This window comes from Runella rosea (assembly GCF_003325355.1).
In the GTDB taxonomy this organism is placed as follows: Bacteria; Bacteroidota; Bacteroidia; order Cytophagales; family Spirosomataceae; genus Runella; species Runella rosea.
Map to the genome: position 1 here is coordinate 3,272,848 of NZ_CP030850.1, position 26,115 is coordinate 3,298,962.

Sequence of the window (26,115 nt, forward strand, 5' to 3'; positions counted from 1 at the left end):
ATTTATTTAAAGTAAATCGTTTATGATAAAAGGAGTTTTGCTGGACTATGGTGGCACAATCGACACCAATGGGTTGCATTGGGGCGGTGTATTGTGGAACAGTTACCAAAAATACGGGGTACAAATTGACCAAGAGATATTTTCTAAAGCGTACTCATTTGGTGAGAGAGCCTTGGCGATTCATCCGATTGTAAAACCCGGGCATACTTTTTTAGATACCTTAAGGCTCAAAGTGGAGCAACAGTTTCAGTTTTTAAAAGACAACGGTTTTCAGGTTAATCCTGAAAACATTGAGCTGATTGCAACGGACTGTCATCTTTTTGCCAAAACAACCGTGGCGCAAGCCGCCCCCGTTTTGGCGCAACTTTCAAAGCAGTATCCGCTGGTGATGGTTTCTAATTTTTACGGAAATATCAACAGTGTTTTAAATGATTTTGGGATTGCTGCGTATTTCAACGCTGTGGTCGAATCGGCCGTAGTCGGCGTAAGAAAGCCCAATCCAGCCATTTATCAACTCGGCGTAGACGCGTTACAATTACCGGCCGAAGCCTGCGTCGTCATTGGCGATTCATACAGCAAAGACATTGTTCCAGCGCACGAAATCGGCTGCAAAACAATCTGGCTAAATGTACAAGGTTGGGAAGAAACCGCCACCAAAATTGACTCTGTCGCCGATGTGGAAATCAATGATTTTGCTTTGGTACCTGAGGAGGTTACAAAATTAAGAAGTTAAGCATCAACGAAGTTAAATAACTAAAGATTAGGCAGTTGAATGGTTTTATTGTAAATTCATCATTCTGATTGCTTGCTTTTTAAGATTTAGCTTCGACGCATTTTACAAAAATATTGACACCAAATCGTTGAAGAGTATGTACGATATATGCACCATCGGGCACATCACACTTGATAAAGTGGTGACACCTCAGTCGGTCAAATATATGCCGGGAGGCACTTCTTTTTATTTTTCCAAAGCCATCCAAAAGGCACAATTAGACTATGCTTTGGTAACCGCTTTGGCAACGAGTGAGTTAGGAGTGGTTGCCGACCTGCGCAAATCAGGCATTGAAGTATATGCTTTGCCCAGCGAGCACTCGGTGTATTTTGAGAACATTTACCCCGAAAATCAAAACCACCGCGAGCAAAACGTATTGCAAAAAGCCTCCCCGTTTGATGTTCCGGTCATGCCCGATATTACCGCCAAAATCTACCATTTAGGGCCTTTACTTTCGGACGACATCTCGCTGGAACTACTGAAACTGCTAGCCACAAAAGGCATGGTTTCACTGGATATTCAGGGATATTTACGGTACGTTAAAGAAAAAAAAGTGCTTTACAAAGACTGGGCCGACAAAAAAGAGGCGCTGCCGCACGTGAGCATTCTGAAGGCAAATGAGTTTGAAATGGAGGTATTGACGGGCAAAAGTAAGGTACAAGAAGGTGCCAAATACTTAGCCGACATGGGCGTCAAAGAAGTAATCATTACCCTTGGCAGCCACGGCTCGGTGATTTATACCGATAATCGCTTTCATAAAATCCCCGCTTTTACGCCCACAAAAGTAGTGGACGCAACAGGTTGCGGCGATACATACATGGCGGGTTATTTATCCAAAAAGATAGCGGGTGCCGACGTAGAAGAGGCCGGTGAGTTTGGAGCGGCCATGGCCACCATCAATATTGAGGCTTCTGGTCCTTTCTCGGGCGATTTCAACAAAGTGGAAAAAGTACTGAATTACGGAACTCATGAGGGGTATGAAAAGGTTTTTTCATGGACAGAAGCCTGGTCTTCGGTCGTTTAAAGTTGTTTTTGCAGTAAACTAAAGTCATGAAACTTTCAATTATTTTGTGGTTGCTTGTTACACCGCTACTTCTATCGTTTTCGACGCCCAGCAGTAGCACCGATAAAGCACCCCTCCCCGACCCCGAGAGCTTTCCCGTACCCAACGGAATTAAAGGCCTCCTGTTTTATATCCAGCGCGACCCCAATACCAACACGATTTGTTACGAAATCAACCTGGATAAAAACGGCAAATTAGCAACAGAAGACCCTGTTCATGCATTTTGGATTAGGTATCCAGAAGGAGGAGTGCGTAAAGACCTGAACTACATTCAACGAAAATTTGCCTACGGAATCAACGTAAAATCGACGGGAAACGACCGCTATGAGCTGCGCTCGGTGGCCTATTCTAAGCTACCGCTTTTGTTAAAGAAAGACGCCCAAAACCAATATCAGGTATATACCGCAATCAATAAAAAAGAATGCGTACTAAGCCGGGTATTCATCCGCATCGACGGCGGCTCATTTTGGTCTCCTAATGTCCTTTATATTGAATTAAAAGGAACAGAAATCGCAACCGGCAAAACCGTAACCCAGCGCATCAAGCCTGTTTAAAGGCGACTCAATAGTTAACGGCGACCCGCCGCTGAGGTGATTAAAATTGTCTTATCACTTAACTTTTTCAGTTCGGCATCGCTCAATGTGCGGTCAAAAACGGCTAATCTGCCGATTTTCCCCTTAAAAAAATTACCCATTCCCGCTTTAAGCAGCACGGCACCCACGGTAAAATCAGAACCGTTATTCCCCATACCGTCGGGAAAATAATACGGATTTTTGGACTGGGTCAACCCCTCTGGGTAGCCCTCAAATCCTAAAGATTATTTCCCCATTTCTACGCCAATCAGGAAGCCTTTCATCCTTGAAAATTATTCTTTATGCCTCGGCCATATCTTTCCCACGCGTGAACGCTTTTAAAAAATTATTGTTTTATAATTTATACCCATTGCATTACTATTCACACCACCACAACTTTCTTAACATCCCGAATGACTCTTTACCCTTTCTAAAAGGTCCATTGGTTCTATCTTATCAAACAGACTATCAGAAAGAAATATAGTCCGGTCATTTAAGAATTTAAACACTATGAGAACATTGCCCGTATGCATCTTCGCTCTTGCAATCACGCACCGGAGGGCGAGGGGTGGAAGTCATTATTCTGCCGATTCTTCCGTTTTTTTACTCCGTTTTTTACCCAACGGTTCATGAAGTATCCGACTTCGCACCGCCTAAATATCTTTCAATTTCCTCTTACTATCATAATTTTTACCCTGAATGAGTTATTGGTCAAAATCAGATAAAAAGTTTTTTTTAGCGCTGATTGCCGTTGCATTCCTGTCTCCATCTCCCAGCCTGCTTTTAGCACAATCGCAGGCATTGGTCGAAGGCGGGACCTTGGAAAAAGCCACCTTGGAAGAGGTCGTAAAATACGCTTTGAAAAATCAGCCCGCTATACAACAATCCGTGATTGATGAGCGCATTACCGAAAACAACATCAAAAGCCGGCTCGCTGATTGGTATCCGCAAATCAACTTCAATTACAACTTGCAACACAACTTTATTGTCCAAACCAGCATCATTGGCGGCAATCCCGTCAAGCTAGGCGTCAGTAATATCTCGGCGGGGCAGTTTACGGTGTCGCAACCACTCTTTAACCGCGACGTGCTTTTGGCCCGACGCACCCAAAACGAGGTACGATTGCAGGCCAATCAATTGACGACTTCCAACAAAACCGATTTGGCCGTCGATGTTTCCAAAGCCTTTTATGATGTTTTGACCACCAAGCAACAAATCGACGTAGCCAACGAAGACATTGTCCGGCTAGAGCGCAGCCTGAAAGATGCGCAAAATCAATACAAAGCGGGTGTTGCCGATAAAATTGACTACAAACGGGCGCTGATTTCCCTCAATAATACCAAAGCATCGAAGAAAGGCAACGAGGAAATTCTGAAAGGAAAAATTGAATACCTCAAATCATTGATGGCGTATCCGAAAGCACAGGAGCTAAATCTTCAGTACGACAGCCTGCAAATGGAGCGTGAGCTTTTTTTGGACACCCTCCAAAATGCCGAATATACGTCCCGCATTGAGTATCAGTTGCTGAATACCCAAAAGCGCTTATTGGAATATAATTATCAGTACACCAAATGGAGCTATTTACCTACGGTGGCGGCCAACGGAGCCTACAATTTGAATTTTCAAAACAATCAGTTTTTGGATTTGTACTCCAAAAATTTCCCCAACTCATTTGCGGCCATTACGCTTTCGTTTCCTATTTATCAAGGAGGAAAACGCAAGATTAATACCAATACCGCCGAGTGGCAGCTCAAACGAATTGATTTGGACATTAAGCGCCTCCAACTCAACGTCAACGCCGAATATGTGCGGGCTTTGGGCAGCTACAAAGGGAGCTTGACCAATTTGCTTACCCAAAAAGAAAACATGGAATTGGCGCGCGAAGTCTATGATATTCTTCAACTGCAATACCGGTCGGGTATCAAAACCTACCTCGAAGTCATCGCTTCGGAGACCGATTTGCGGCTGGCTCGCATCAACTATTATAACGCGCTTTATCAAGTACTTTCCAATAAAATTGACGTACAACGCGCCCTTGGCCAACTTAATTATTAAAAAACTGAATCTCCGAATTATATGTATTCGAACCCCATACACTACTTTACCGCCGTATTGTCCATTGTTTTGCTGGCTTCTTGCGATAAAAAAGAGGAGCAAAAAGCGACCCAACAGGCTCCTCCTGCCGTAGCCGTGACTTTGGAAGAAGTCACCACCACCGACGCCGTTTATTACGACGAATACCCTGCAAGTATTACGCCCATCAATCAAGTTGAACTGCGCCCACAGGTCACGGGCTTTATTACAGGGGTACATTTTCAGGATGGGGCACGGGTGAAAAAAGGACAGCTTTTATACTCCATCGATGCGCAACTTTATTCGGCCAATTATGAGCAGGCCGTAGCCAACCTAAAAGTACAGGAAGCCAACGTCAACAAAGCCCAGAAAGACGCCGACCGTTATCATGAATTGGACAAAAACGATGCCGTAGCCAAGCAATTGGTCGACAATGCCGACGCCGCACTCGAAGTAGCCAAGAAGCAAGCAGAAGCTGCCAAGGCCAACATCTCGGCGGTATCTACTAGTGTAAGATATACCAAAGTGTACGCTCCGTTTGATGGTGTGATTGGTATCTCTTTGGTGAAACCTGGCGCAGCGGTTTCGGCAGGGCAAACCCTACTAAACACCGTTTCGACCGATGGACAACTGGCCGTAGATTTTGGCGTCGACCAAAAAGAAATCTATCGGTTTGCGACCTTACTTAAAAACAGAGCTTCCAAAGACTCCACTTTTACGCTTGCTTTTGGCCCCGATATTTATCCTTATCCTGGCAAAATTCAATTGCTTGACCGCGCCGTAGACCCGCAAACGGGAACCATCAAAACGCGTCTGATTTTCCCCAATCCCGACAATTTACTGCGTGCGGGCATGACCGGAACCGTGAGGGTACTGAACCGAGCCTCTACCAAATCGGTCGTGATTCCGTACAAAGCCGTAACCGAGCAATTAGGCGAATTTTTTGTCTACGTTGCAGGCGACAGTAGTAAAGTAAGCCAGCGGAGAATTGTGGTGGGCCAACCGTTGGGAACCAAAATCATCGTGAAAGAGGGATTGAAAGAAGGTGAAAAAATCGCCGTAGAAGGGGTCCAAAACTTACGCGAAGGGGCACTGATTAAAACGGACAAATAACTCATTTACAATTGTTTATTTCAATCGTAAATCAACAATCGCAAATACAAAATCTCTCCAAATGATTGCAGATATTTTCATCAAAAGGCCCATTACCGCCATCGTCTCGTCGATTGTGATTGTGTTGGTGGGGCTCATTGCATTATCTACCCTGCCCATTGCGCAGTATCCAGATGTGACCCCTCCCACCGTGACGATTTCGGGGAACTTTATCGGAGCCGATGCACAAACGGTAGAACAAACCACCACCACCGCCATCGAAACCCAAGTCAACGGTGTGCCGGGCATGAGTTATATGTCGAGTACCAGTACGAGCAGCGGGCAAAGCGGCGTCAACGTGGTATTTGAGGTGGGTACTGACGTCAACATTGCGGCACTCGACGTGCAAAACCGCGTCAGCGTAGCCGAGCCTTCGCTGCCCGATGCAGTCAAACGTTTGGGCGTTACGGTCCGAAAACGTCAGCCGAGCATCATGGTGGTATTGGCACTTTATTCGCCCAAAGGCACACACGATGCACAGTTTATCGGAAACTACGCCAATATTTACCTAAAAGATGCACTCCAACGGGTCAAAGGAGTAGGCGATATTGTTTCGCGCGCCGATGATTTCGGAATGCGTATCTGGTTAAATCCCGACAAACTCGCCAGTCTCAAAATGACGCCCGCGGATATTTCGGCGGCACTTTCGGAACAAAACCTTCAGATTGCGGCGGGAACCGTAGGCGGAAATCCGCAACCCAACACCCAGACATTTGAATATAGTGTACTGACCAACAGCCGCTTGAACACCAAAGAGCAGTTTGAAGACATCGTGGTGCGCTCCTCGCCAGCCGAAGGGCGCGTGGTGTACCTGCGCGACGTGGCGCGGGTCGAGCTCGGAAAGTTTGATTATGGCGTAAACGCCTTTGTCAACGGAAAACCTGCGGCATTTATTCTGATTTATCAGGCGCCAGGTGCCAACGCTCTTGAAACCTACGACGGAGTAGTAAACGCCCTCGAGACCATGAAAAAAACGTTTCCGAAAGACATTGACTACGTCATGCCTACCGAAACCGCCACCGTGGTCCGGGTCTCTATCAGTGAAGTATTAAAGACCTTTGGCGAAGCCATGATTTTGGTGATTATCGTGGTGTTTTTGTTCCTGCAAAACTGGCGCGCCACGCTGATTCCGATTCTGGCCATTCCCGTTTCGCTCATCGGTACGTTCATCTTTTTTATCCCGTTTGGATTTACCATCAATACCCTCACACTTTTTGCCTTCGTGTTGGCCATCGGTATCGTAGTCGACGACGCCATTGTGGTCGTAGAAGCCGTTCAGCACAACATTGACCACGAAAAACTCTCGCCCAAAGAAGCGACTGCCAAGGCCATGAAAGAAATTTCTGGACCCGTCATTGCCATTGCCTTAATTCTGGCGGCGGTGTTTGTGCCCGTAAGTTTTGTACCGGGCATCGTGGGACGTTTATACCAGCAATTTGCCATTACGATTGCCGTTTCGGTACTATTGTCGGCTTTCGTAGCGCTTTCGCTGACGCCAGCACTGTGTTCTACCATGCTTCGCCCTTCCAAAGGAGCGGGCGATAAGAAGAATTTAATGGAGAAATTCTTCGACCGATTCAACAAATGGTTCGAGCGCTTATCGGTTTCCTACACCAGTGGCGTGGCAAAGTGGATCAAAGGTACGCCCTACGTGATGGTGATGATGGTGTGTTTGTTTGTAGGATTGTTTTTTCTGTTCAAAAATAAACCAACGGGTTTTATCCCCGTCGAAGACGAAGGACGCCTTTTTGTAACCTATGAAATGCAGGAAGCAACTTCTACCACGCGCAACATTGCGATGATTAAGGAAATCATGAAGCGCGTAGAATCCATCCCTGAAGTACGGGTGGTGGGTGGTTTGGCGGGGTTGAACGTCCTTAGTTTTTCCAATAAATCCAATGTAGGAACGCTGTTTATCAACCTGCACCCGTGGGCCGAGCGCAAAGGTGCTGAGCACCACGTGCAGAGTGTCATCAAAGAAATACAAAAACGCACCGCCGACATCCGCGAGGCCCGCGTTTTGGCCATTGCACCACCCGCTATTCCCGGCTTGGGTGCCACGTCTGGATTTACGTTTCAGATACAGCAAACCACCAGCACGGATAACATTCAGCAATTTGAGGGTGTAGCCCGTAACTTTCTGGGTGCGCTTACCAAACGCCCCGAAATCGGCGCGGCCTTTACCTTTTTCAATACCCGAACTCCCAGCTATAAAATTGACGTAGACCGCGAAAAAACCAAAAAATTGGGCGTATCAGTTTCAGAGGTATTCAGTTCATTGTCGGCCATGTTGGGAAGCAACTACATCAACGATTTTAACCTTTATGGACGAAATTTCCGCGTGGTAGTACAGGCCGACAGCAGTTTCCGCTCGTCGTTGGATAAAATTGAGAAGTTTTACGTACGCAACCGCGAAGGGAACATGATTCCGCTAAGCGCTTTGGTTACGACACAAGTGGTTGAAAACCCCGCCTTGATTTCCCACTATAACATTTATCGTTCGGTCGAAATCAACGGGACGCCCAAACCTGGCTTCAGCAGTGGACAAGCGATTACGGCGCTGCGGGAAGTAGCCGCCGAAACCCTTCCCGCTGGATATGGCTATGAATTTTCGGGCATGAGCAGCGAAGAAATCAAAGCAGGCGACAGCACCACGACCATTTTTGCCATTTCTATCGTATTTGTCTTTTTGTTTCTGGCGGCCTTATACGAAAGCTGGTCCATTCCATTTTCGGTGCTTTTTGCCGTTCCCATCGGGGCCTTCGGCTCTATTTTGACACTAACGTTTTTACCCAACTTATCCAACAACATCTACGCCCAAATCGGGTTGATTACGCTGATTGGATTGGCCGCCAAAAATGCCATTTTGATTGTGGAATTTGCCAAAGAGCGCGTAGACGGCGGTATGGAATTGGTCAAAGCTACGCTTGAAGCCGTACAGTTGCGCCTCCGCCCCATCATCATGACTTCATTGGCATTTATTCTGGGCGTGTTGCCGTTGGCATTTGCCAGCGGTGCCGCTGCCGAGTCTCGCAAAACCATCGGTTGGACGGTATTTGGGGGAATGCTGGCCGCTACCTCACTGGCTATTTTTGTAGTCCCAGTACTGTTTGTCCTGATTGAAAAAATCAGCATGGGCAAGAAAAAACGTACGGAAAACGAACAAAAAACAAGTACAACTTCGACGGTAGTGGAGTAGGAAACATTTTAAGAAATAACTAAAACGCCCATAAAACAGCTGATTAATCAACTGTTTTATGGGCGTTTTTCATTTAATGATTTTACATCAAGTTAAGCAGCTTCACAAATTGCCCCATAGTAACTATCGTTGTATTGTTATGCGTTTCTAAACTTAACAAATCGGCATCACCAGTAACCAAGAAATCAGCATTACAACTTTCACAAATGCCAAGCAAATAATCATCTTTTGAATCTCTTACTAACGCGGGCGTGGTTCTAATTGACACTTCTTTAAGAAATAGCCTAGCCAGCGACATAAACCTGATAATCTGATTGGGAGCGATAATTTTTGAGAACTTTTTTCGGGTAATTACTCCCTCAAATTCTTGGAGCAGTTCGGCCGAGTAGTAAATCTGAAAATGAGTATTTTTTAAAACCGTGTGGTAAAGTGTTCTTCGGGAGCTTCTATTAATGCAAGCTGATATGTGCCAATTTGCGTCAACCACCACATTAATTTTTTTTCTTTTGGGCATTGCGGAAGGCATTTATCTCTTTTTGAATTTCAGACATTGAAATCTCCACATCTGGTAATTCCGCATCTAATTCATCAAAAAGCTCATCGGCCATCTGTAATTGAATTTTTTTGGCAATAGCAAGCCTATCCTTCGCAGGAAAAGCGTTGAAAGTCCTTATAAATTCTGTTTGAGTCATTTCGATTCAAGTTTAATAATATTATTAATATTATATCAAATGTAGCACTTTCTCGGCCTCTTGTCAAAACCGAAACGAGGATTTCCTTCTGTTCTTTAGTCTACAATATAAAGAACAGAATTACTCTATTTTGCCATCTCTGCGCATAAAACTCACTAATCTCCCCCAATCTAAAACCTCCCTAAAAGTTGCATTCTATCTTTTCAAGGGCCTTTTTTTAAACCTAAATAACATTTGCTTGAAAAATCCGTTAAATTCTCGGAGATTTAATGATTAATTTGGCAAAATGTTTGCGGTAGCTTTGGTATCATGACGAGAAGACTTCTTTTAACCCTGCTGTTAGGTATATCTTTTTGGGTTGCGCAAGCGCAAGACCCCCAATTTTCGCAATTCTACGCGAACCCCTTGTATCTTAACCCTGCTTTTGCTGGTGGGGCTTTGGCGCCGCGCGTTATGATGAACTACCGTAACCAATGGCCAGGCCTAGCCGCCAACTACGTTACCACTTCGTTTGCCGTTGACCATTATTTTTCAGGGGTCAACAGTGGTGTGGGATTGATGTTTGTTAACGACAGTCAGGGAACGGGCAATTTGAGAACTTCCGAAATATCGGCCCAATACGCCTATCAACTTAAATTCAACGAAACAACGGCCCTGCGCATGGGCTTACAGGGAACCTACGCCAACCGGCGCGCCGACCTGCGCGAATTGACTTTTGGAGATCAGTACACCAACCGTGGTTTTACAGGAAACCCTACCGCTGACCCTCTCGCTGCCAACGGCACGCCTACGATTGGATACATGAGCTTCGCCACGGGATTATTGCTTTATTCTGACCGTTATTGGGTAGGGGTATCAGCGCACCATCTTAATCGTCCAGAGCAAGGATTCTTTCAGATAGCCGACGGCACGCGCCTCCCCATTAAAGGAAGCATTCATGCGGGCTTGGTCATTCCGTTTGGAGGATATACGGGCTTGGGTGATGAATGGAGTCGTGAAATGAGCATTTCACCCGCCATTAACTATAAATTTCAGGGCAAATACGATCAGTTGGATTTGGGGGTGTATCTTACCTATTCTCCTATCGTATTGGGTCTTTGGTACCGTGGATTGCCCATTAAGAAATACGTTGACAACATCACCAACCGCGAGTCGCTCATCGCCCTGATTGGGTATCGACAAGATAAATTTTCGTTTGGTTACAGCTACGATATTACGATTTCGTCGTTAGGATTGCCAAGTGGCGGTTCACACGAAATTTCAATGGCATACACCTTCGATTTCGAGCCTTCGCCCCGTCACCGTCGCTCAAAGAAAGACAAACAGCTGTCGTGCCCTAAATTTTAACGGTCAATTGTTGGTAGTTACTGGTAATGAGTAGTCATTTGTTGACATGAAATTGTCATTGAGGGTCAAGAAGTAAGTTCCTGTAATCGACACTTGACCAGTTCATGGCTATTTAATGACAGTCTATGACTATTTTCCTGACAGTCCCTGAGACGCTTTACAACTTCACCTGCTTAGCAAAGGCATCTTTGAGGCGTTGGTCGTGCGTTACAACGACTAGACTGGCCCCGATTTGCTCGGATTGATTCTTCAGAAGTTCGATTACTTTATCGCAATTGATGTCGTCGAGGCTGGAAGTAGGCTCATCGGCCAAAATGACCGCTGGGTTGTTCATCAATGCCCGGGCGATACTGACGCGTTGTTGCTCTCCCTGACTCAATTGATTGGTTCTTTTTGACAGATGATCGGCAAACCCCAACTGCTCCGCAAGCTGTTTTACCCGTGCTTTATCTTGCGGTTTTTGGGCTAAATAACTCGAAAGAAGCACATTATCCATCACGTTGAGCGAACTAACAAAATGCGGACGTTGGTAGACAATGCCAATTTGACTCGCGCGTACCGCCGCCGCTTCGGCCACCGAAAGGGGCGTAATATCTTGATTGTTGATAAAAACCTGGCCGCCTTCGGGTCGCAACAATAAGGCCATTAAATGCAACAACGTCGTTTTTCCCTTGCCCGATTGCCCCAAAATCAAGAGCGCTTCGCGGTCGTTACAAACAATATCAGGAAAAGAAAAATGCTTTTGGGGAGAATACGAAAACGTAAGGTTGTGGCAAGCAATCATCGGGCGCGGTATGTAAGAGTTTCTGCGGTTCGGTTATTAAATACAAAGAAACTTAGAAACGCAGAAACTCCCAACTAAAATGAAGAAAGAGCGATTATTGCCCAAAACGTCGTTTTACAATTTCTAACAATTCGCCCACGGTATCACCCGTCATGTCCCATAGATGCTGAGAGGCAAATTTGTAGGTAATCAGGCCGCGTGCGGTTTGAAAATCAGGCGCTTGTTCCAATTCGGTAATGGCATTTTCGTAGGCGCTGTTGCTTCCTCCAAACAATTGGTGAATAAACATAAACTTCTGGTGAAGCGGTATATTTTGCGAAATGCTCGCAATCGGCTGCTTTTGATAATTGCTTGAAATAGACGCTTGCTCAGTCCTAAAACGCTCGTTTAGCGACTCCTTGGCGGCGTTTCCATTTCCACCAACAGTTTCGTGGAGGGTAGGCGGCATGGGAGGCGCGGCGGGGGGCGTAAAAGCGGGCACGGGAGGGACATAGACATCCACAGGACGCGGAGGCTCAGGCTCGCTCAATTTGACGGGATTAGCAATTGGCTCCTCGACCAGCGTATCAAAAAACGACTGGTCGGCCTGTGGCTCTCCTGGAATCACAATCGGCTCGGGACGATTCGCCTTTTTCAACAGCGACGAAGCATCCAACGCGGCCTTTTCCGAAAACACAGCCACCCACTGGTCGATAGAATCTAGTTCGGCGGTGCGTTGCGCAATGGCTTGCTCCGACCATTCAATGGCCTGATTGACGTACACAAACGCCCGGTCGGCCATTGCTTCGGCGATGGACTGTGGCACAAACTTATTGAATCGAATGTACTTACGCAGTTGCTGAATCGTATCAGCGGTGACGGTAAAATTGGGCTGATTGCGGAAAATTTCGTTAAAATAACTATTGGGGTCAATCAAGAGCACCAACGTATCTTTGGTGGCTTCCACCAAAACGGGCTCAAGCTGCTCTCTTTTTACCGAAATCTTGCGCGACACCACATTCATAAACTGCTTAAGCGCTTCTTTTACCTCGCTGCTTTCAAAGTCAAAAAATGGGCTTTTGAACGCTTCCGCATCGGCTTTCCACTTATCGTATAAACTACTGATAATAAACAAATTCACTTGTGGAATTGCCGTTAAGTTCAGGATATGCTGACCTGATGCGACGGAATTATGCGCAAAAAAATCGTCGCAAACTTTATGGGCAAACTGCTGACTATAGTCATTGAGGGCCGAAACATTAAACTTGTGAAGCATCCTAAAAATCGTTTGTTTTGTAAAAGTAGTTTTTCAAAGCCAGTTTTTGCTATCCATTATTCGAAAATTTTTCGATAAAATAAAACAAATAACGGTTCAAGTATCACGGCTATTATTTATCGTAATGTTCATCGAACCCAATCACAATACTAAACATTCTCAGCCTCGCATTGGGTGGGTGGAGGTTGTTTGCGGCTCTATGTTTTCGGGAAAAACCGAAGAACTTATTCGTCGGCTCAACCGGGCAAAGATAGCACGCCAAAAAGTGGAAATCTTTAAACCCGCCATTGATAAACGTTACCATGACCTCGACATTGTTTCTCACAACGAAAATTCGATTCGTTCGACCCCCGTCAACACCTCCGAGGAGATTTTACTCTTTGCTGGGGACTGCGACGTGGTGGGCATCGACGAAGCGCAATTCTTAGACAACAATCTCGTCGAGGTCTGCAACAAACTTGCCAGCAGCGGCAAACGCGTCATTGTGGCGGGCTTAGACATGGATTTTGCGGGCAAGCCTTTCGGTCCTATGCCCCTGTTGATGTCTATTGCCGAGTACGTTACCAAAGTCCACGCGGTATGTGTTGTCTGTGGAGAAGTAGCGCAATATTCATACCGAAAAGTCACTTCTCAAGATAAAATTCTCTTGGGCGAAACCGATTCTTACGAAGCGCGCTGCCGGAGATGTTATACGCTGGGGGAATTGGCGTGATTATTGCCACAAGAATCTTCATTAACTAAGTTGAACTGATGCGTCTTTCTTTCCATACCCTAGTTTTTTTTGCCGTTTTTCAGTGGCTCACTTCAACCTCCGCGCAGGCACAGGGCTACTTGCTGCTTTCAGGAAAAGTCATTGACAAATCGACCCAAAAGCCCATTGCACACGCGTATGTGGGCATGATGAGCAAAAGTACCGGCACGCTGACCAACGAGGATGGCCAATTTTTTTATCGTTTTCCACGCATTGCCATCGACTCTGCGGTGGTAGTAGCCGTGATTGGCTACAAACCTTTTCGACAAAAAGCCTCGGCCTATACCCTGAACCAAAAAGACGTGGTGATAGAACTCGAACCCGCCACTCCACGGCTCGTAGACAGCTCTTTCATCAAGACTTTTGAAGCCCGAAACTTGGTGTCGGACGCGTTGGGAAAGATAAAGAAAAATAATCCCCAAACGCCTTATTTACTCAATGGTTTTTACCGCGAATCTCTCCAACAAAACGGCGAATACGTCGACATTCGGGAGGCGGTGCTGCAATCCGAAAAAGACCCTCGCCCCAAGATTTTGGTTCCAGAGAAAGTAAAGGCCCTGAGAGGCCGCCAATTTTTAAGCGAGAATCGTTCGAAAGCACTCGAAGGATATTCATTCCCCAACGGTGCCACGATTGTGACGCATTCGATTGACGTGGGCATTCCCGAATACCTCGACGGCAAAAACCTGTACGATTATGTGTACGAACTGGATGATACCATCGCCTATTATCTTGACAAGCAGGTATATCGGGTACTTTTTCGGCCCGTTAACGCAGGTATTAAAGCGGCGCGTACGGGCAGCATCAGTATCAACGCCGCCGACTCAGCCATCATCCGAATTGAGTATGATTTTACGGCCGAAGGCGTCAAAGATGTGCTCAAAACGGGCGCGTCCGACAAGGTTTTTGGCAAAACCAAACGTGACACCAAACGCGTCTATACCTGCATCAACTATAAGCCCTTTGCGGGAAAATGGTATTTGCAGGATTATCGAATGCTGCTTGATACGCAGTTTGAGCAGAACAAAGTCCAAACCTTGGGAAGCATAAAACTACAATTTGTCACCACCGAAATTCAGAAAAGCAACGGGATGCGCATCCCCGAAACGGACGTATTGATTGATACCGAGAACTTCTCTCCGCAGGTCATTCCTAAATACGACGAAGTCATCTGGGGAAACTTCAACTTCATCATTCCCTCCGAAGCCATGCGGCAGATTGTGAATACGTTGGCGAAGTAGGTTAGGTTGTCACTTACAAAATAGGTAAATGAGAGGGCTGCAAAATTTTGCGGCCCTTTCATGTTTAAAATCTTTATTTTTAGGGGCAATTAATCTTCATCCAATGAAACTACTCCTTTTACCCCTGTTTTGCCTTGTGGGCACAATGGCCCTCGCCCAAACCCCCACCATTCAGCAATCCATTTCGATGAAAAGCGTGGGTAGCCCCCAAATCTCTCCCGATGGCCGTTGGGTGGCGTATACTGTCACAGAAACCAATTGGGAAGAGAATGCCTACGAGACCGAAATTTGGTTGACCAATACCGCTACCGGCGAGAAATACCCACTGACCAACTCTAAAAAATCAAACAGCAGCCCCGTCTGGTCGCCCGATGGCAAAACGCTGGCCTTTCTCTCCACCCGCGATGATAAAAGCCAAATTTACGTCATCCATCCGCAGGGTGGCGAGGCCAAAGCGCTCACCAAATTTGAAACGGGCGTATCGTATTTTGACTTTTCGCCCAACGGCAAATCTATTGTGTTTGCGGCCACCGTACCCGATTCCAAAGCGTTTAAAGAGCGCATAGAAAAATACAGCGATTACGAAGTGGTGCAGCAGGATTATAAAATGACGCATCTCTACATCTTGCCCGTTTCGGACACCGCCACCAAGCTCCCCACGCCCAAAGCCTTGACGAAAGGGACGGATTTTTCGGTGGGCAGTTTTTCTTTTTCCCCCGACGGCACAAAAATCGCGTTTGATGCCACCAAAAACCCTGACTTGATTAACAGCCATACGGCTGATATTTACGTACTTACTTTGTCCGACACCACTGCCCGGAAGATTGTTTCCACGAAAGGCCCCGACAATAACCCCGTTTGGTCGCCCGATGGAAAGCAAGTTGCGTTCGTAACGGCCAACGAAGATGAATTCTTTTTTTATGCCAACCGCCTCATTGCGAGCGTTCCGAGCGAAGGAGGAGCCCCGACTGTTTTAAGTCAGAGTTTTGACGAAAACGCGGGGTTATTGGATTGGTCGAGCGAAGGAATTTGGTTCAGTGGCTTGCAAAAAACAACGTCCCATTTATTTTTACTGAATCCGTCTACTAAGAAGTTTACCAAAATCACGCAACCTGATAATATCATCGGCAATCAGTTTTCGTTCACCAAAGACTTCAAACAAATCGCTTTTGTGATGGCTTCGCCCAATCAAATGGGCGAGATTGCGGTTTCGAGCATTCCCGCTTTTGTGCCCAAAATCCTGACGCAAATGGGTGACCAACTCAAACCCTACAAAACGGCCACCCGTGAAGTAGTCAGCTGGAAATCCCGCGATGGGGCCACAATTGAAGGCGTATTGATCAAACCCGCCAATTATGACCCTACCAAGAAATATCCGCTTTTGGTGGTGATCCACGGCGGCCCGACGGGCATCGACATGCCGAGTATTACCGCCGACCGTTACTACCCCATTGAATTGTTTACGGCCAAAGGAGCGCTGGTGCTGCGTCCAAATTACCGTGGTTCGGCGGGCTATGGCAAAGCATTCAGGGCATTAAACGTTCGAAATTTGGGCGTAGGCGACTATGACGATGTCATTTCGGGCGTTGATTTTCTGATCGGAAAAGGCATGGTCGATAAAGACAAAGTAGGGGCCATGGGCTGGAGTCAGGGTGGCTATATTTCGGCGTTCATCACCACATTTAGCGACCGTTTTAAAGCAACCTCGGTCGGGGCAGGAATTTCCAACTGGGCTACCTATTACCAAAATACGGACATTACGCCTTTTACTCGGCAATACCTCAAAGGTACCCCGTGGAATGACCCCGAAATTTATAAGAAAACGTCCCCCATTTCATACATCAAAACCGCCAAGACACCGACACTCATCCAGCACGGTGAACTGGACCGGCGCGTGCCGATTGCCAATGCCTACGAATTGAGACTGGCGTTGGAAGACAACAACGTACCCGTCAAAATGGTGGTTTACAAAGGCTTTGGCCACGGCATCACCAAACCCAAACAGATGAGACAGGTTATGGAAGAAAACCTACAATGGTTTGGGAAATGGGTCTTTGGCGAAGAAACGAAGAATTAAATCTTAAAAACTGAGCTTTTACTCTTATTCATTATTATTACTCCTAACTTAATGAAAAAAATACATTTATCCCTCTGTATATTCTCCCTGATTTCCCTTACTGCCGTGGCTCAGCCCAAGGCTGACTTGGAAAGTATTGTCCAAAAGCACGTCAAAAATTATTACGGCGACCTGTATGATTTTATGGTTTTGCCGAGCAATGCGCATATCAAAGAGCAAATTCAACCCAACTTGGATTGGCTAAAAAAAGCCTTTGAGAAACGCGGATTCAATACAGAAGCCCTGCCAACGGACGGACATCCTGTTTTTTTTGCCGAAAAGAAACCCACTACCCCGACCACTGGGCCGCTCAAAACATTATTGTTTTACATGCATTTTGACGGCCAGCCCGTAGAGCCCGAAAAATGGCAACAGGAATCGCCCTACAAGCCCGTCCTGAAAAAACGCGGTGCCAACGGCCAATGGGAAAAAATAGACTGGAACAACCTACAAACGGGCTACGACCCCGAATGGCGCATTTTTGCCCGGGCCGTTTCGGACGATAAAGGACCGATTTTGATGTTGCTGGCAGCGTTGGACATGATGCAGAAGGAAAGCATCAATTCACCCTACCACATCAAGGTAATCTTAGACAGTGAGGAAGAAATTGGTGCTCCACACCTGGCCGAAACCGTAAAGAAATACAAAGAGAAACTCGCCGCCGATTTTCTAATGGTAATGGATGGCGGCAGGCACCTCTCCAACGAGCCTACGCTTACGTACGGCTGTCGAGGCATTGCCACCATTACGCTGACCACTTATGGGCCAAAAACACCACAGCACAGCGGGCATTATGGCAATTATGCCCCGAATCCTGCGTTGCGCATGGCGCAGTTGCTGGCCTCCATGAAAGACGAAGACGGCCGCGTGACGATTCCGGGGTATTATGACGGCATCAGCATCAACGCCGATGCCCGCAAAATTCTGGCGGCGGTTCCCGACAGCCCCGAAAATATCAGGCAAAAATTAGGCTTTGCTGCGCCCGATAAGGTAGGGGCCAATTATCAGGAAGCGTTGCAATACCCTTCTCTCAACATTCGGGGGTTGGTTTGTGCTAATATCGGAGAAAAAGCCAACACCATCGTACCAGAAGAGGCCATTGCCGAAATAGACCTGCGTCTGGTTCCCGAAACCGACCCCGACCGCCTCGTTTCGTTGGTAAAAAAACACATCGAAGAAAAAGGTTACGTTATTTTGAATCGGAAACCCACCGATGAAGAACGCCTCAAATACCCTAAAATCGTCACCCTTACCGAACGGGAATCCAGAATGCTACCTTTCCGGACCGATTTTGGCATTTATCCCGACCGCTGGCTGACGGCTGCCATGATGCGCACTTTTGGCAAAGAACCCATCAAAATACGCATGACGGGCGGCTCCGTGCCGATTGTGCCCTTTTTAAGAGAGTTGAATTTGCCCGCTATTCATGTACCGATGGTCAACATGGACAACAATCAGCACGCCGCCAATGAAAATTTACGACTGGGCAATTATGTGGAAGGAATAAAAACGTGGATGGCGATTTTGACGCAGGAGCAAGTAAAATAAACACGCGTCGGACGGGCTGGGCGCCCCCGTTCAAAACCGTCTGACGCTTAGTCTTTACCTAAATGTAACGCCGCTTTGGCGCGGTCGTAGAAACCTGTGCTTTTGAAAGTAAAGGTTTTGTGAAGTATGTAATTGCTGACAAAACTCAATCCCATTCCTACCAGCGTAGAAGATGCCTCAGTGACGTTAACATCCTTGTATTTTTCAGGAATAAAACCGTATGGAATTTTATAAATATAATCGTTGGAATCTGAAGAGTGCAGGATTTTGAGCGTTAAAGCCGCAAAACCAACCGTAATTCCGAAAGAGATACAGGCTACAATACCAAATTTCACCATCTCACGGCGGGTTTTATTGGTATTACGAGCATCAAAAGCAAACATTTTGGTGAGTACAAAGCCCACGATGAACGAAACAATGTAGCCCAACGATACTGACGTAAAAAAATCAACGTAGTTACGAAAAAAACTGCCTGCTACAAATTGTACCGTTGCGCCAGTGCCTGCAATCAAAAAATATACGATGAGGTCTTTAAAATTGAATAGTGTTGATTTCTTCTTCACAAGCATAAAATAAGGCCACTTTCATCAAACAAATGGCATGAAGCAGCGGATATGAAGGCACAAAATAAACGCATTTCGAATACGGTCGCAAAAAACCTTCTCCTTTTTTATCTATCGGTCTTTGGTATTTCTATTTTTTTTGGCAAAAACCATAAAAAGAAAAACAGTTTCCGACAATTCAATGCAAAAGCACTCAAAGCCGAAAACTGTTTTTTTAAAGAATTTACCCGATGTTTATTTTTTTCTGGGCGGCGTAGGAGCGGCAGGGGCCACGGGTTGCCCTACGCTCGCGGGAGGCCGTACCGCCTTGGGCGTTTGAGTACGAACGCGTGGCGTAGACTCAGCAGGTGGTGGCGGTGGCGACACCTTTCGGGGCGCTCTTGCTCTCGCTGGCTCAACAGGTGGCGGTGGAGGCGGATAGGCACGAATCATTTCGACAGAGTGAAAGTCCATTTCGCGTGAATACTTCTCATTAAGTTCTTCCAATTCCCGCATTTGATTTTCCAGTTCCTCCACGGGTTTCCGAACCGTTTTCAGTTGCTGCCGCAGCTCTCCCAGTTGTTGGTTCAGCTGCTGCATCTGCGTTTCGCGCTGCTTGATTTGGTTTTCAAACTCGTCGATTTCCTTTTCAACTTCGGCCGCTGATTTTTTTACTTTTTGACCTTCCTGATACATGGTCTTATTTCGTTTTTCAAGCACTTGGCTTCGCTCTTCGGCGACCTTGTTCTTTTTCCATTCCAACACCTCCATTTTTCGTTCCAACTCGCTGGTTTTGAATTCATGCTGTTCCATCTCCAATCGAAGGGCTTCCATTTTTTGGTGTTGGGGCTCCATCAATCGGTTGAGGCTGTCCATTCTACGGTGATGATACTGCATTTTACGTTCATCAATGGTATCAGAAAAAGCGACTGCAATGGCGTCAACAATGGGTTGGGCATCGGCCAATGCTTGTTCAGATATAGCATCCAATTGGTCATCTGCAATGCTTATATTTTCAAAATCAATGTGAGAAAGCCCGTCTGCCAAGGCCGCCATTCCTTGATGAAGACCATTTTCTGCATCGGTAAGGCGAGCTAAAATGGCTTTTTGCTCAGAATTTTTGATGCTTTCGAGCGTGATTTCTCCATTGTCAAGCTTCTCTTTTAGTTTCTGTAATTCAACAACTTCCTTCGTAGATAATTGGCGTTGTTTCCAGGTCACTTTTGTGAGCTTTCCAGTTTCATCCAATTCAATTTTTACGTCTTTAGATGTCTGACTGATATTCTTGGCTTTGGGAGTTTTGGGCTTATCCGTCGGCTGAAACGCATACACCGATACCCCAAATACCAACAGCACCAGCAAAACCAACGCATTTGGACTCATTCTCCGCTGCGGTTTTTCGGGCACCCCAAGTACCCGGCGCACACGCTGCAACATGACCCCTTTTTTGGATGCAAAGGCCATGGCCAACGCAGGTGACTGACGAAACGCCTCCACTTCAGCCAACGCCCGGGCAAAGGCCACCTTGTCGCCACAAATCTGAATCGCTACGTCGTCACAGCTATGCTCACGCTCAATACGCACCCGGGACGACACCCACCAAAGCGCGGGATGGAAAAAATACACCACTTCAACCAGCGATTGCAGGAGATTGACCAAATAGTCGTACCGCTTCACGTGGGCCAATTCATGCGCCAGAATCGCCTCAATTTGCTTGGTACTCAAGCCAGTCGCCAGTCCAACGGGAAGCAAAACAACGGGGCGAATAAAGCCAATCACTACGGGTGTGCTTACCCGTACCGACTCAAACAAATGCACCGTTGAGCGAATGTTGAGCGCAGTGGCAATCCGCCGAAACATCTCCTGAATGCTCGACTCGGTCAGTCGAATCCCTTCTGCCTTCAGTTGTTGTACATACACCCAACTCCCCACCAGACGCAGCAACAATACCGACGCGCCAATGACCCAAAACAATACAATGGTCTCCAGATGGCTCTGCAAAAACCACAAAGTCTGCTTGTACCAAGGCAAGGAAATCATCACTTGCGAGCCTTTTGTCATCAAAGGCTGGGTAAATTGGGTCACTTTAGGAAGAGACGCCTGCAATACACGGGGTTGATAATACAACGCAAATGTGGCCACCGAGGCCGCTACTTGCAACGTAAGCGCACCAATACCCGTCCAATAACGGCTATAACTCGCTTTTCGACGCAGCAAAAACAAAATTCCTGCGGCCACTAGAGCAATGGCAAACCCCTGCCAAACGGCATGGAGGAGCATCCAGCCAAAAGCTTCAATAACGGGTTCTGAGGATAATGAGAAAAGTTTCATGGCTGTTTTTCGATTTGGTCTAAGAGTTTACGAATTTCGTCGAGTTCGGCAGGAGTGGCTTTGTGATTGCCCAAAGCGTGCATGACCAGTTTGCTGGCCGAGCCGCGAAAGGCCGTGTCGACAAAGCGTTCGAGTAAGGTCGATTGTGTTTCTTCTTCGCTGACATTGGCGGCGTACACATGCGACCGCGCTTCTTCCAAACGCGTCAGAAGGCCTTTTTCGTGCATAATCTGCATCAGTTTAAGCGTAGTGGTGTAGCCCACATCTTTGTTTTGGGCGAGGCGCTCATTCACCTGCCGCACGGTACAGGGGCCTTCCTGCCAAAGTACCTGCAAAATTTCGAGTTCAGAATCGGTTGGTTTCATGGTTTTGTCATGCCGTTAGGCATTTATTTTTATCTACGAACAATTTCGTAACAAACATATACGAAGAGTTTCGTAATACCAAATTTTTTATACGAAATATTTCGTAGATAAAACTTACCAACTCTCCAAGACATGGCAAGTTTGGGTTTTGCGGCTTTTTTACCCAATTTTACAGTCCTAAAATAGCTAACTGATTATTCATTCATTGTTAGCTTTTACGACTAAGAAAATGACCACCACGATTGTTCCCCAACTCCAAGCTACGCAACAAGCTGCGGCCCAAGTGCGCCGTTTGACGAGTGAGCAAAAAACGACTCTCCTGAATCGTTTGGCTGACATACTGATTGAGAACCAAGCCCATATCATGGCTGAAAACCAAAAAGATATGGAGCGTATGCCAGACGGAGACCCGAAAAAAGACCGTTTATTTCTCAACGAAAAACGCATTCAGGGATTGGCCGACAGCCTACGCGACGTGGCGCAATTGCCCGACCCGTCGGGGCAGGTAGTATTTGAACGGGAAATTGAACAGGGACTCAAACTCAAAAAAATAGCCGTGCCACTGGGCGTGGTCGGGGCTATTTTTGAATCGCGCCCCAACGTGACCGTAGACGTGGCGGCGCTGTGCTTGCGCTCGGGCAATGCGTGCGTGCTCAAGGGCGGCAAAGAAGCCGATTTCTCCAACCGTTGTTTGGTAGGATTGATTCATCAAGCATTACAAGAAAACGGTGTGGACACCAACGCGGTAATGCTGCTCCCAACCGACCGCCAATTTGTGATGGAATTGCTCACGGCTACGCGCTATGTCGATATTATCATTCCTCGTGGGTCAGAGTCTTTGATTCAGTTTGTGCGTAAAAATTCCCTGATTCCAACCATCGAAACGGGCGCGGGGGTTTGTCATGGTTACGTAGAAGCCACAGCTGATTTAACCAAAGCCCGCGACATTGTAGTAAATGCGCGTGTATCACGTCCGTCGGTTTGTAATTCAATGGATTGCGTAATTGTGGACAAAGCCATTGCGGCCACTTTTTTGCCGATGCTCAAAGACGATTTTATCAAATGGAACGTAGAAGTATTTGCCGACGACGAATCTTATCCTTTATTTGAGCAAATGCAGTATCCTATGCTCCAACACGCCCAACCGCAGGATTTTGGGCGGGAGTTTTTGGATTACAAAATGGCCGTAAAAATCGTAGATGGCCTTGACGAAGCCCTTTCGCACATTCAAAATTATTCATCGCGCCACTCTGAGGCCATTGTTTCCCAGAACCAATCTGCCATTGACCGCTTCCTCCACGAAGTCGATGCAGCGGCCGTGTATGCCAATGCATCGACACGCTTTACCGACGGTGGAGTGTTTGGACTCGGTGCTGAAATCGGTATTTCGACCCAAAAACTTCACGCACGCGGGCCCTTTGCCCTCGAAAAGTTGGTGACTGAAAAATGGGTGGTCGTGGGCGATGGACAGGTAAGGTGGTAGAATAGCTTAGCTTTTTATATAACCAAACGTTAAACCCTTAAGCCCACATGAAACACCTATTCTTGGTGGTTTCTTTTTTTTGTATGTCTGAAACCATTTTTGCCCAAAACAACCTAGCACAGCGCCTTTTCGACGCGCACGAGATGTTCAAAGAAAAAAGCGTGATAGAACGTCGGGCGTTTAAACATCGTCATTTGGTTCCCCTCATCGATAAGGCCAAAGCCAACCCCAATTTCAGCGTTACGGAGGCAGGTAAATCGTTTGAGGGCCGTTCAATCTTTCAGTTAAAATACGGCAAAGGCGCACCTCCCGTTTTGCTGTGGTCGCAGATGCACGGCGACGAAGCCACCGCTACCATGGCATTGCTAGATATTTTCAATTTTCTGAACGCAAGCGGCGATGGCTTTGACGATTTGCGCAAAAAGCTTCAGGAAAAAAGTACGCTCTATTTCGTTCCGATGCTCAATCCTGACGGCGTGGAGCGTTGGCAACGCCGCACCGCGCAGGAAATCGACATGAACCGCGACGCGTTACGGTTGCAGTGCCCCGAGTCAAAACTGCTCAAACATCTTCAGCAGACCCTCAAACCCGCCGTGGGTTTCAACCTCCACGACCAAAGCCCGCGCTACAGCGTGGGCGAGTCCAAAGAAGTAGCCGCGATTTCGTTTTTGGCAACGGCCTATAACGAAGAGCGGACCATCAACGCTGTTCGCGAGCGCGCCATGCAGTTGATTGTGGGCATGAACCGTGAATTGCAGAAGTTTGTCCCCAACCAAGTAGCGCGCTATTCGGATGAGTTTGAACCTCGGGCCTTTGGGGATAATATCGCCAAATGGGGTACCAGTTTGGTGTTGATTGAATCAGGCGGATACAAAAATGACCCAGAGAAGCAGTATCTGCGCAAAATGAATTTCGTCGCCATTTTGACCGCGCTAGAATCCATTGCCGATGGCACTTACGCCCGCGAAAATAGAAACGATTACGAGAAAATTCCGCAAAACGCGCGCAACCACTACGACCTCATCATCCGAAACGCCAAAACTGAACTAAACGGCCAAACGTATACCGTTGATGTGGCCGTAAACCGCAACGAGGTAAACAACGCCGACGCCACCGCGTTCAGTTACCGCAGCAGCATCGAAGATTTCGGTGATTTGTCAGTCTTCTACGGCATTGATGAGCTCGACGCCCAAGGTGCCATGCTCGTCGACGCCAAAGGCAAGCCGCTTGTGTTAAGATTGGGAGACCGAGGCAATTTTGAGCTTCGTTCCGACAAGAAAAGCTGGAAAGTAGAAAGCGGATTTTTGAAAAGTTTGTAGTTCCATTAAAATACAGAAACTTATGTGCGGTGGGTTGCTTAAATCCGCCGCATGTTGTTTATTCCTAAACCTTTTACCATAAAAATGAAAATACTAAAACTCATCCTAACGTACCTATTCGGTGCCTTCATGATTTTTGGGGGCGTAAATCACTTTCTGAAGCCCGAAATGTACCTTCCTTTTATTCCGAGTTTTTTACCGGGCGCGGCCATCAACTATCTATCAGGAATAGTCGAAATCATCGTGGGTATCGGCGTTTTTATTCCTGCCTTTCGCTCGCAGTCTACCCTCGGCATTCTGGTGTTGATGTTACTGTTTCTGCCTTTGCACATCGTTGATGTATTCAAAGAAAATCCCGCCATCGGCAGTCATCAAATAGCGCTAATCCGTTTACCCCTGCAATTTGTATTGATATTATGGGCTTGGTTCATTCATAAAAAATAATCGGACGACATTGACCATGAAAAGACGAACGTTACTTTCATCTCTCGCCTTGGCACCTTTAGCCATTCATGCTAAAAATACCCCCCAACCAACGCTTTCAGAACGAGGCACTTTTGCCATTGATTCCAACCGAGTGCGTTTCTTCCACGCCGCCATTCGCGAGCGTTTTAGTATTCTGTTTGTGGCCGACACGCACCTGTTCATTGATGATGCGCGCGGTGAACCTTACCGACAATACAGCGCCCGCATGGCCAAAGCCTATAACCAAACGAAGCATTTCCAGACGGGTGAGCCGACAAATCCCGAAAAATGCTTTCAAGAAACGCTGGCCATTGCCCAGAAAGAAAAGGTTTCGTTGGTGGCACTCATCGGCGACATCATGAGTTTTCCTTCCGAAGCCGCCGTTGATTGGGTAAGTCAACAATTAAAAACGGCCAATCTACCCTACGTCTATACCGCAGGGAACCACGATTGGCACTACGAAGGAATGTCGGGCTCGGCAAGGGAGCTGCGCGATACATGGACAAAAAAGCGCCTTTTTCCGCTCTATCAGGACGAAAATCCGCTGATGACGGTACGCGAAGTTAACGGCGTGCGTTTTGTCGTTATCGACAATTCTATTTATGAAATTTTGCCCGAGCAGTTGGCGTTTTTCCGTAAAGAAGTTGCCACGGGAAAACCCTTGGTTTTGATGGTTCATATTCCCTTGTACGCGCCCGAAAGAGGCATGGGATTTGGGTGCGGGCATCCCGAATGGAGTGCTAAAACAGACCGAAATTATGAGTTAGAGCGCCGTCAGCGGTGGCCAGAAGCTGGACACACCGAAGTAACCATGACTTTTCACAAAGAAGTAATGAAAGCGCCCAACCTGCTGGGAGTCTTTGCGGGACACACCCACAACCAATCACTAGATGTAGTCAACGGTTTACCCCAAATCGTCACCAATCCCAATGCGACGGGGGCTTACTTAAAGATAGAATTTGTGCCCCAATCTAGATAGCTGCAATAGGGTGTAGATTTGACGATGGAATTGGGGCGTCCGCTTCCATTGTTTACTGTGGGTGAG

The 26,115-nt window shown here is 46.9% G+C and carries 23 protein-coding genes; 15 read left to right on the forward strand and 8 right to left on the reverse strand.

Annotated elements, in window-relative coordinates; genetic code table 11:
- Positions 1-22: 22 nt before the first annotated feature.
- From DR864_RS13585 to DR864_RS13595, 3 genes are all read left to right on the forward strand, one after another.
- On the forward strand, positions 23-733 hold the full coding sequence (locus DR864_RS13585) for an HAD family hydrolase (protein WP_114067491.1): 711 nt from the start codon (positions 23-25) through the stop codon (positions 731-733).
- Positions 734-869: 136 nt separating this feature from the next.
- On the forward strand, positions 870-1,796 hold the full coding sequence (locus DR864_RS13590) for a PfkB family carbohydrate kinase (RefSeq protein ID WP_205319243.1): 927 nt from the start codon (positions 870-872) through the stop codon (positions 1,794-1,796).
- A gap of 26 nt (positions 1,797-1,822) precedes the next feature.
- The gene (locus DR864_RS13595) at positions 1,823-2,389 is read left to right on the forward strand and encodes a DUF4833 domain-containing protein (protein WP_114067493.1); all 567 of its coding nucleotides are present in this window, start codon (positions 1,823-1,825) and stop codon (positions 2,387-2,389) included.
- A gap of 14 nt (positions 2,390-2,403) precedes the next feature.
- On the opposite strand, the gene DR864_RS13600 is transcribed toward DR864_RS13595, so the two are convergent.
- Positions 2,404-2,622, reverse strand: coding sequence for a LamG-like jellyroll fold domain-containing protein (locus DR864_RS13600; RefSeq protein ID WP_229599580.1), 219 nt, complete (start codon positions 2,620-2,622; stop codon positions 2,404-2,406).
- Between the two features lie 484 nt (positions 2,623-3,106).
- Here DR864_RS13600 and DR864_RS13605 point away from each other — a divergent pair, with 484 nt between their 5' ends.
- The 3 genes from DR864_RS13605 (at position 3,107) to DR864_RS13615 (ending at position 8,831) form a co-directional block, all read left to right on the forward strand.
- Positions 3,107-4,462, forward strand: coding sequence for a TolC family protein (locus DR864_RS13605; RefSeq protein ID WP_114067494.1), 1,356 nt, complete (start codon positions 3,107-3,109; stop codon positions 4,460-4,462).
- A gap of 21 nt (positions 4,463-4,483) precedes the next feature.
- Positions 4,484-5,593: an efflux RND transporter periplasmic adaptor subunit gene (locus DR864_RS13610; protein ID WP_114067495.1), complete on the forward strand. Its 1,110-nt coding sequence runs from the start codon at positions 4,484-4,486 to the stop codon at positions 5,591-5,593.
- 61 nt (positions 5,594-5,654) lie between these two features.
- Positions 5,655-8,831 (forward strand): efflux RND transporter permease subunit, encoded by a 3,177-nt coding sequence (locus DR864_RS13615; protein WP_114067496.1) that lies wholly within the window; start codon positions 5,655-5,657, stop codon positions 8,829-8,831.
- Between the two features lie 82 nt (positions 8,832-8,913).
- Here the strand turns inward: DR864_RS13615 and DR864_RS13620 are convergent, their stop codons facing one another.
- Complete coding sequence (locus tag DR864_RS13620; protein ID WP_162793803.1) at positions 8,914-9,345, reverse strand: putative toxin-antitoxin system toxin component, PIN family; 432 nt, start codon at positions 9,343-9,345, stop codon at positions 8,914-8,916.
- Positions 9,323-9,523 carry a hypothetical protein gene (locus DR864_RS13625; RefSeq protein WP_114067498.1) on the reverse strand — a complete coding sequence of 67 codons (201 nt, stop codon included), beginning with the start codon at positions 9,521-9,523 and terminating at the stop codon, positions 9,323-9,325. Before DR864_RS13625 ends, DR864_RS13620 begins: the two co-directional genes overlap by 23 nt.
- Before the next feature lie 309 nt (positions 9,524-9,832).
- Between DR864_RS13625 and DR864_RS13630 the strand changes: the two genes are divergently transcribed.
- Entirely contained in the window at positions 9,833-10,870 is a 1,038-nt protein-coding gene (locus DR864_RS13630) for a PorP/SprF family type IX secretion system membrane protein (protein WP_114067499.1), read from the forward strand.
- Between the two features lie 157 nt (positions 10,871-11,027).
- Here DR864_RS13630 and DR864_RS13635 read toward each other — a convergent pair whose 3' ends face one another.
- Both DR864_RS13635 and DR864_RS13640 read right to left on the reverse strand, forming a co-directional pair.
- Entirely contained in the window at positions 11,028-11,654 is a 627-nt protein-coding gene (locus tag DR864_RS13635; RefSeq protein ID WP_114067500.1) for an ABC transporter ATP-binding protein, read from the reverse strand.
- 94 nt (positions 11,655-11,748) lie between these two features.
- Positions 11,749-12,909, reverse strand: coding sequence for a DUF8457 domain-containing protein (locus DR864_RS13640; protein ID WP_114067501.1), 1,161 nt, complete (start codon positions 12,907-12,909; stop codon positions 11,749-11,751).
- A gap of 124 nt (positions 12,910-13,033) precedes the next feature.
- On the opposite strand from DR864_RS13640, the gene DR864_RS13645 reads away from it, so the two are divergent.
- From DR864_RS13645 to DR864_RS13660, 4 genes are all read left to right on the forward strand, one after another.
- Complete coding sequence (locus DR864_RS13645) at positions 13,034-13,621, forward strand: thymidine kinase (protein ID WP_114067502.1); 588 nt, start codon at positions 13,034-13,036, stop codon at positions 13,619-13,621.
- A 38-nt stretch (positions 13,622-13,659) separates the two neighbouring features.
- The gene (locus DR864_RS13650; protein ID WP_114067503.1) at positions 13,660-14,901 is read left to right on the forward strand and encodes a carboxypeptidase-like regulatory domain-containing protein; all 1,242 of its coding nucleotides are present in this window, start codon (positions 13,660-13,662) and stop codon (positions 14,899-14,901) included.
- Positions 14,902-15,004: 103 nt separating this feature from the next.
- Positions 15,005-16,978, forward strand: a complete 1,974-nt coding sequence (locus tag DR864_RS13655) for a S9 family peptidase (RefSeq protein WP_114067504.1) — start codon at positions 15,005-15,007, stop codon at positions 16,976-16,978.
- A gap of 51 nt (positions 16,979-17,029) precedes the next feature.
- On the forward strand, positions 17,030-18,565 hold the full coding sequence (locus tag DR864_RS13660) for a M20/M25/M40 family metallo-hydrolase (RefSeq protein WP_114067505.1): 1,536 nt from the start codon (positions 17,030-17,032) through the stop codon (positions 18,563-18,565).
- A 47-nt stretch (positions 18,566-18,612) separates the two neighbouring features.
- Here the strand turns inward: DR864_RS13660 and DR864_RS13665 are convergent, their stop codons facing one another.
- The 3 genes from DR864_RS13665 to DR864_RS13675 all read right to left on the reverse strand — a co-directional run bounded on the left by DR864_RS13665 (position 18,613) and on the right by DR864_RS13675 (position 21,803).
- Positions 18,613-19,134 (reverse strand): GtrA family protein, encoded by a 522-nt coding sequence (locus DR864_RS13665; RefSeq protein WP_114067506.1) that lies wholly within the window; start codon positions 19,132-19,134, stop codon positions 18,613-18,615.
- A gap of 228 nt (positions 19,135-19,362) precedes the next feature.
- Positions 19,363-21,438: a M56 family metallopeptidase gene (locus DR864_RS13670; protein WP_114067507.1), complete on the reverse strand. Its 2,076-nt coding sequence runs from the start codon at positions 21,436-21,438 to the stop codon at positions 19,363-19,365.
- Entirely contained in the window at positions 21,435-21,803 is a 369-nt protein-coding gene (locus DR864_RS13675; RefSeq protein WP_114067508.1) for a BlaI/MecI/CopY family transcriptional regulator, read from the reverse strand. The genes DR864_RS13670 and DR864_RS13675 overlap by 4 nt, the downstream gene beginning before the upstream one ends.
- A gap of 229 nt (positions 21,804-22,032) precedes the next feature.
- On the opposite strand from DR864_RS13675, the gene DR864_RS13680 reads away from it, so the two are divergent.
- The 4 genes from DR864_RS13680 to DR864_RS13695 all read left to right on the forward strand — a co-directional run bounded on the left by DR864_RS13680 (position 22,033) and on the right by DR864_RS13695 (position 26,049).
- The gene (locus DR864_RS13680; protein WP_114067509.1) at positions 22,033-23,286 is read left to right on the forward strand and encodes a glutamate-5-semialdehyde dehydrogenase; all 1,254 of its coding nucleotides are present in this window, start codon (positions 22,033-22,035) and stop codon (positions 23,284-23,286) included.
- A gap of 47 nt (positions 23,287-23,333) precedes the next feature.
- Positions 23,334-24,605 carry a M14 family zinc carboxypeptidase gene (locus tag DR864_RS13685; RefSeq protein ID WP_114067510.1) on the forward strand — a complete coding sequence of 424 codons (1,272 nt, stop codon included), beginning with the start codon at positions 23,334-23,336 and terminating at the stop codon, positions 24,603-24,605.
- 84 nt (positions 24,606-24,689) lie between these two features.
- Complete coding sequence (locus DR864_RS13690; protein ID WP_114070273.1) at positions 24,690-25,049, forward strand: DoxX family protein; 360 nt, start codon at positions 24,690-24,692, stop codon at positions 25,047-25,049.
- Between the two features lie 16 nt (positions 25,050-25,065).
- A complete protein-coding gene (locus DR864_RS13695; RefSeq protein ID WP_114067511.1) occupies positions 25,066-26,049 on the forward strand; it encodes a metallophosphoesterase family protein in 984 nt (327 codons plus the stop codon).
- The last annotated feature ends 66 nt before the right edge of the window (positions 26,050-26,115 follow it).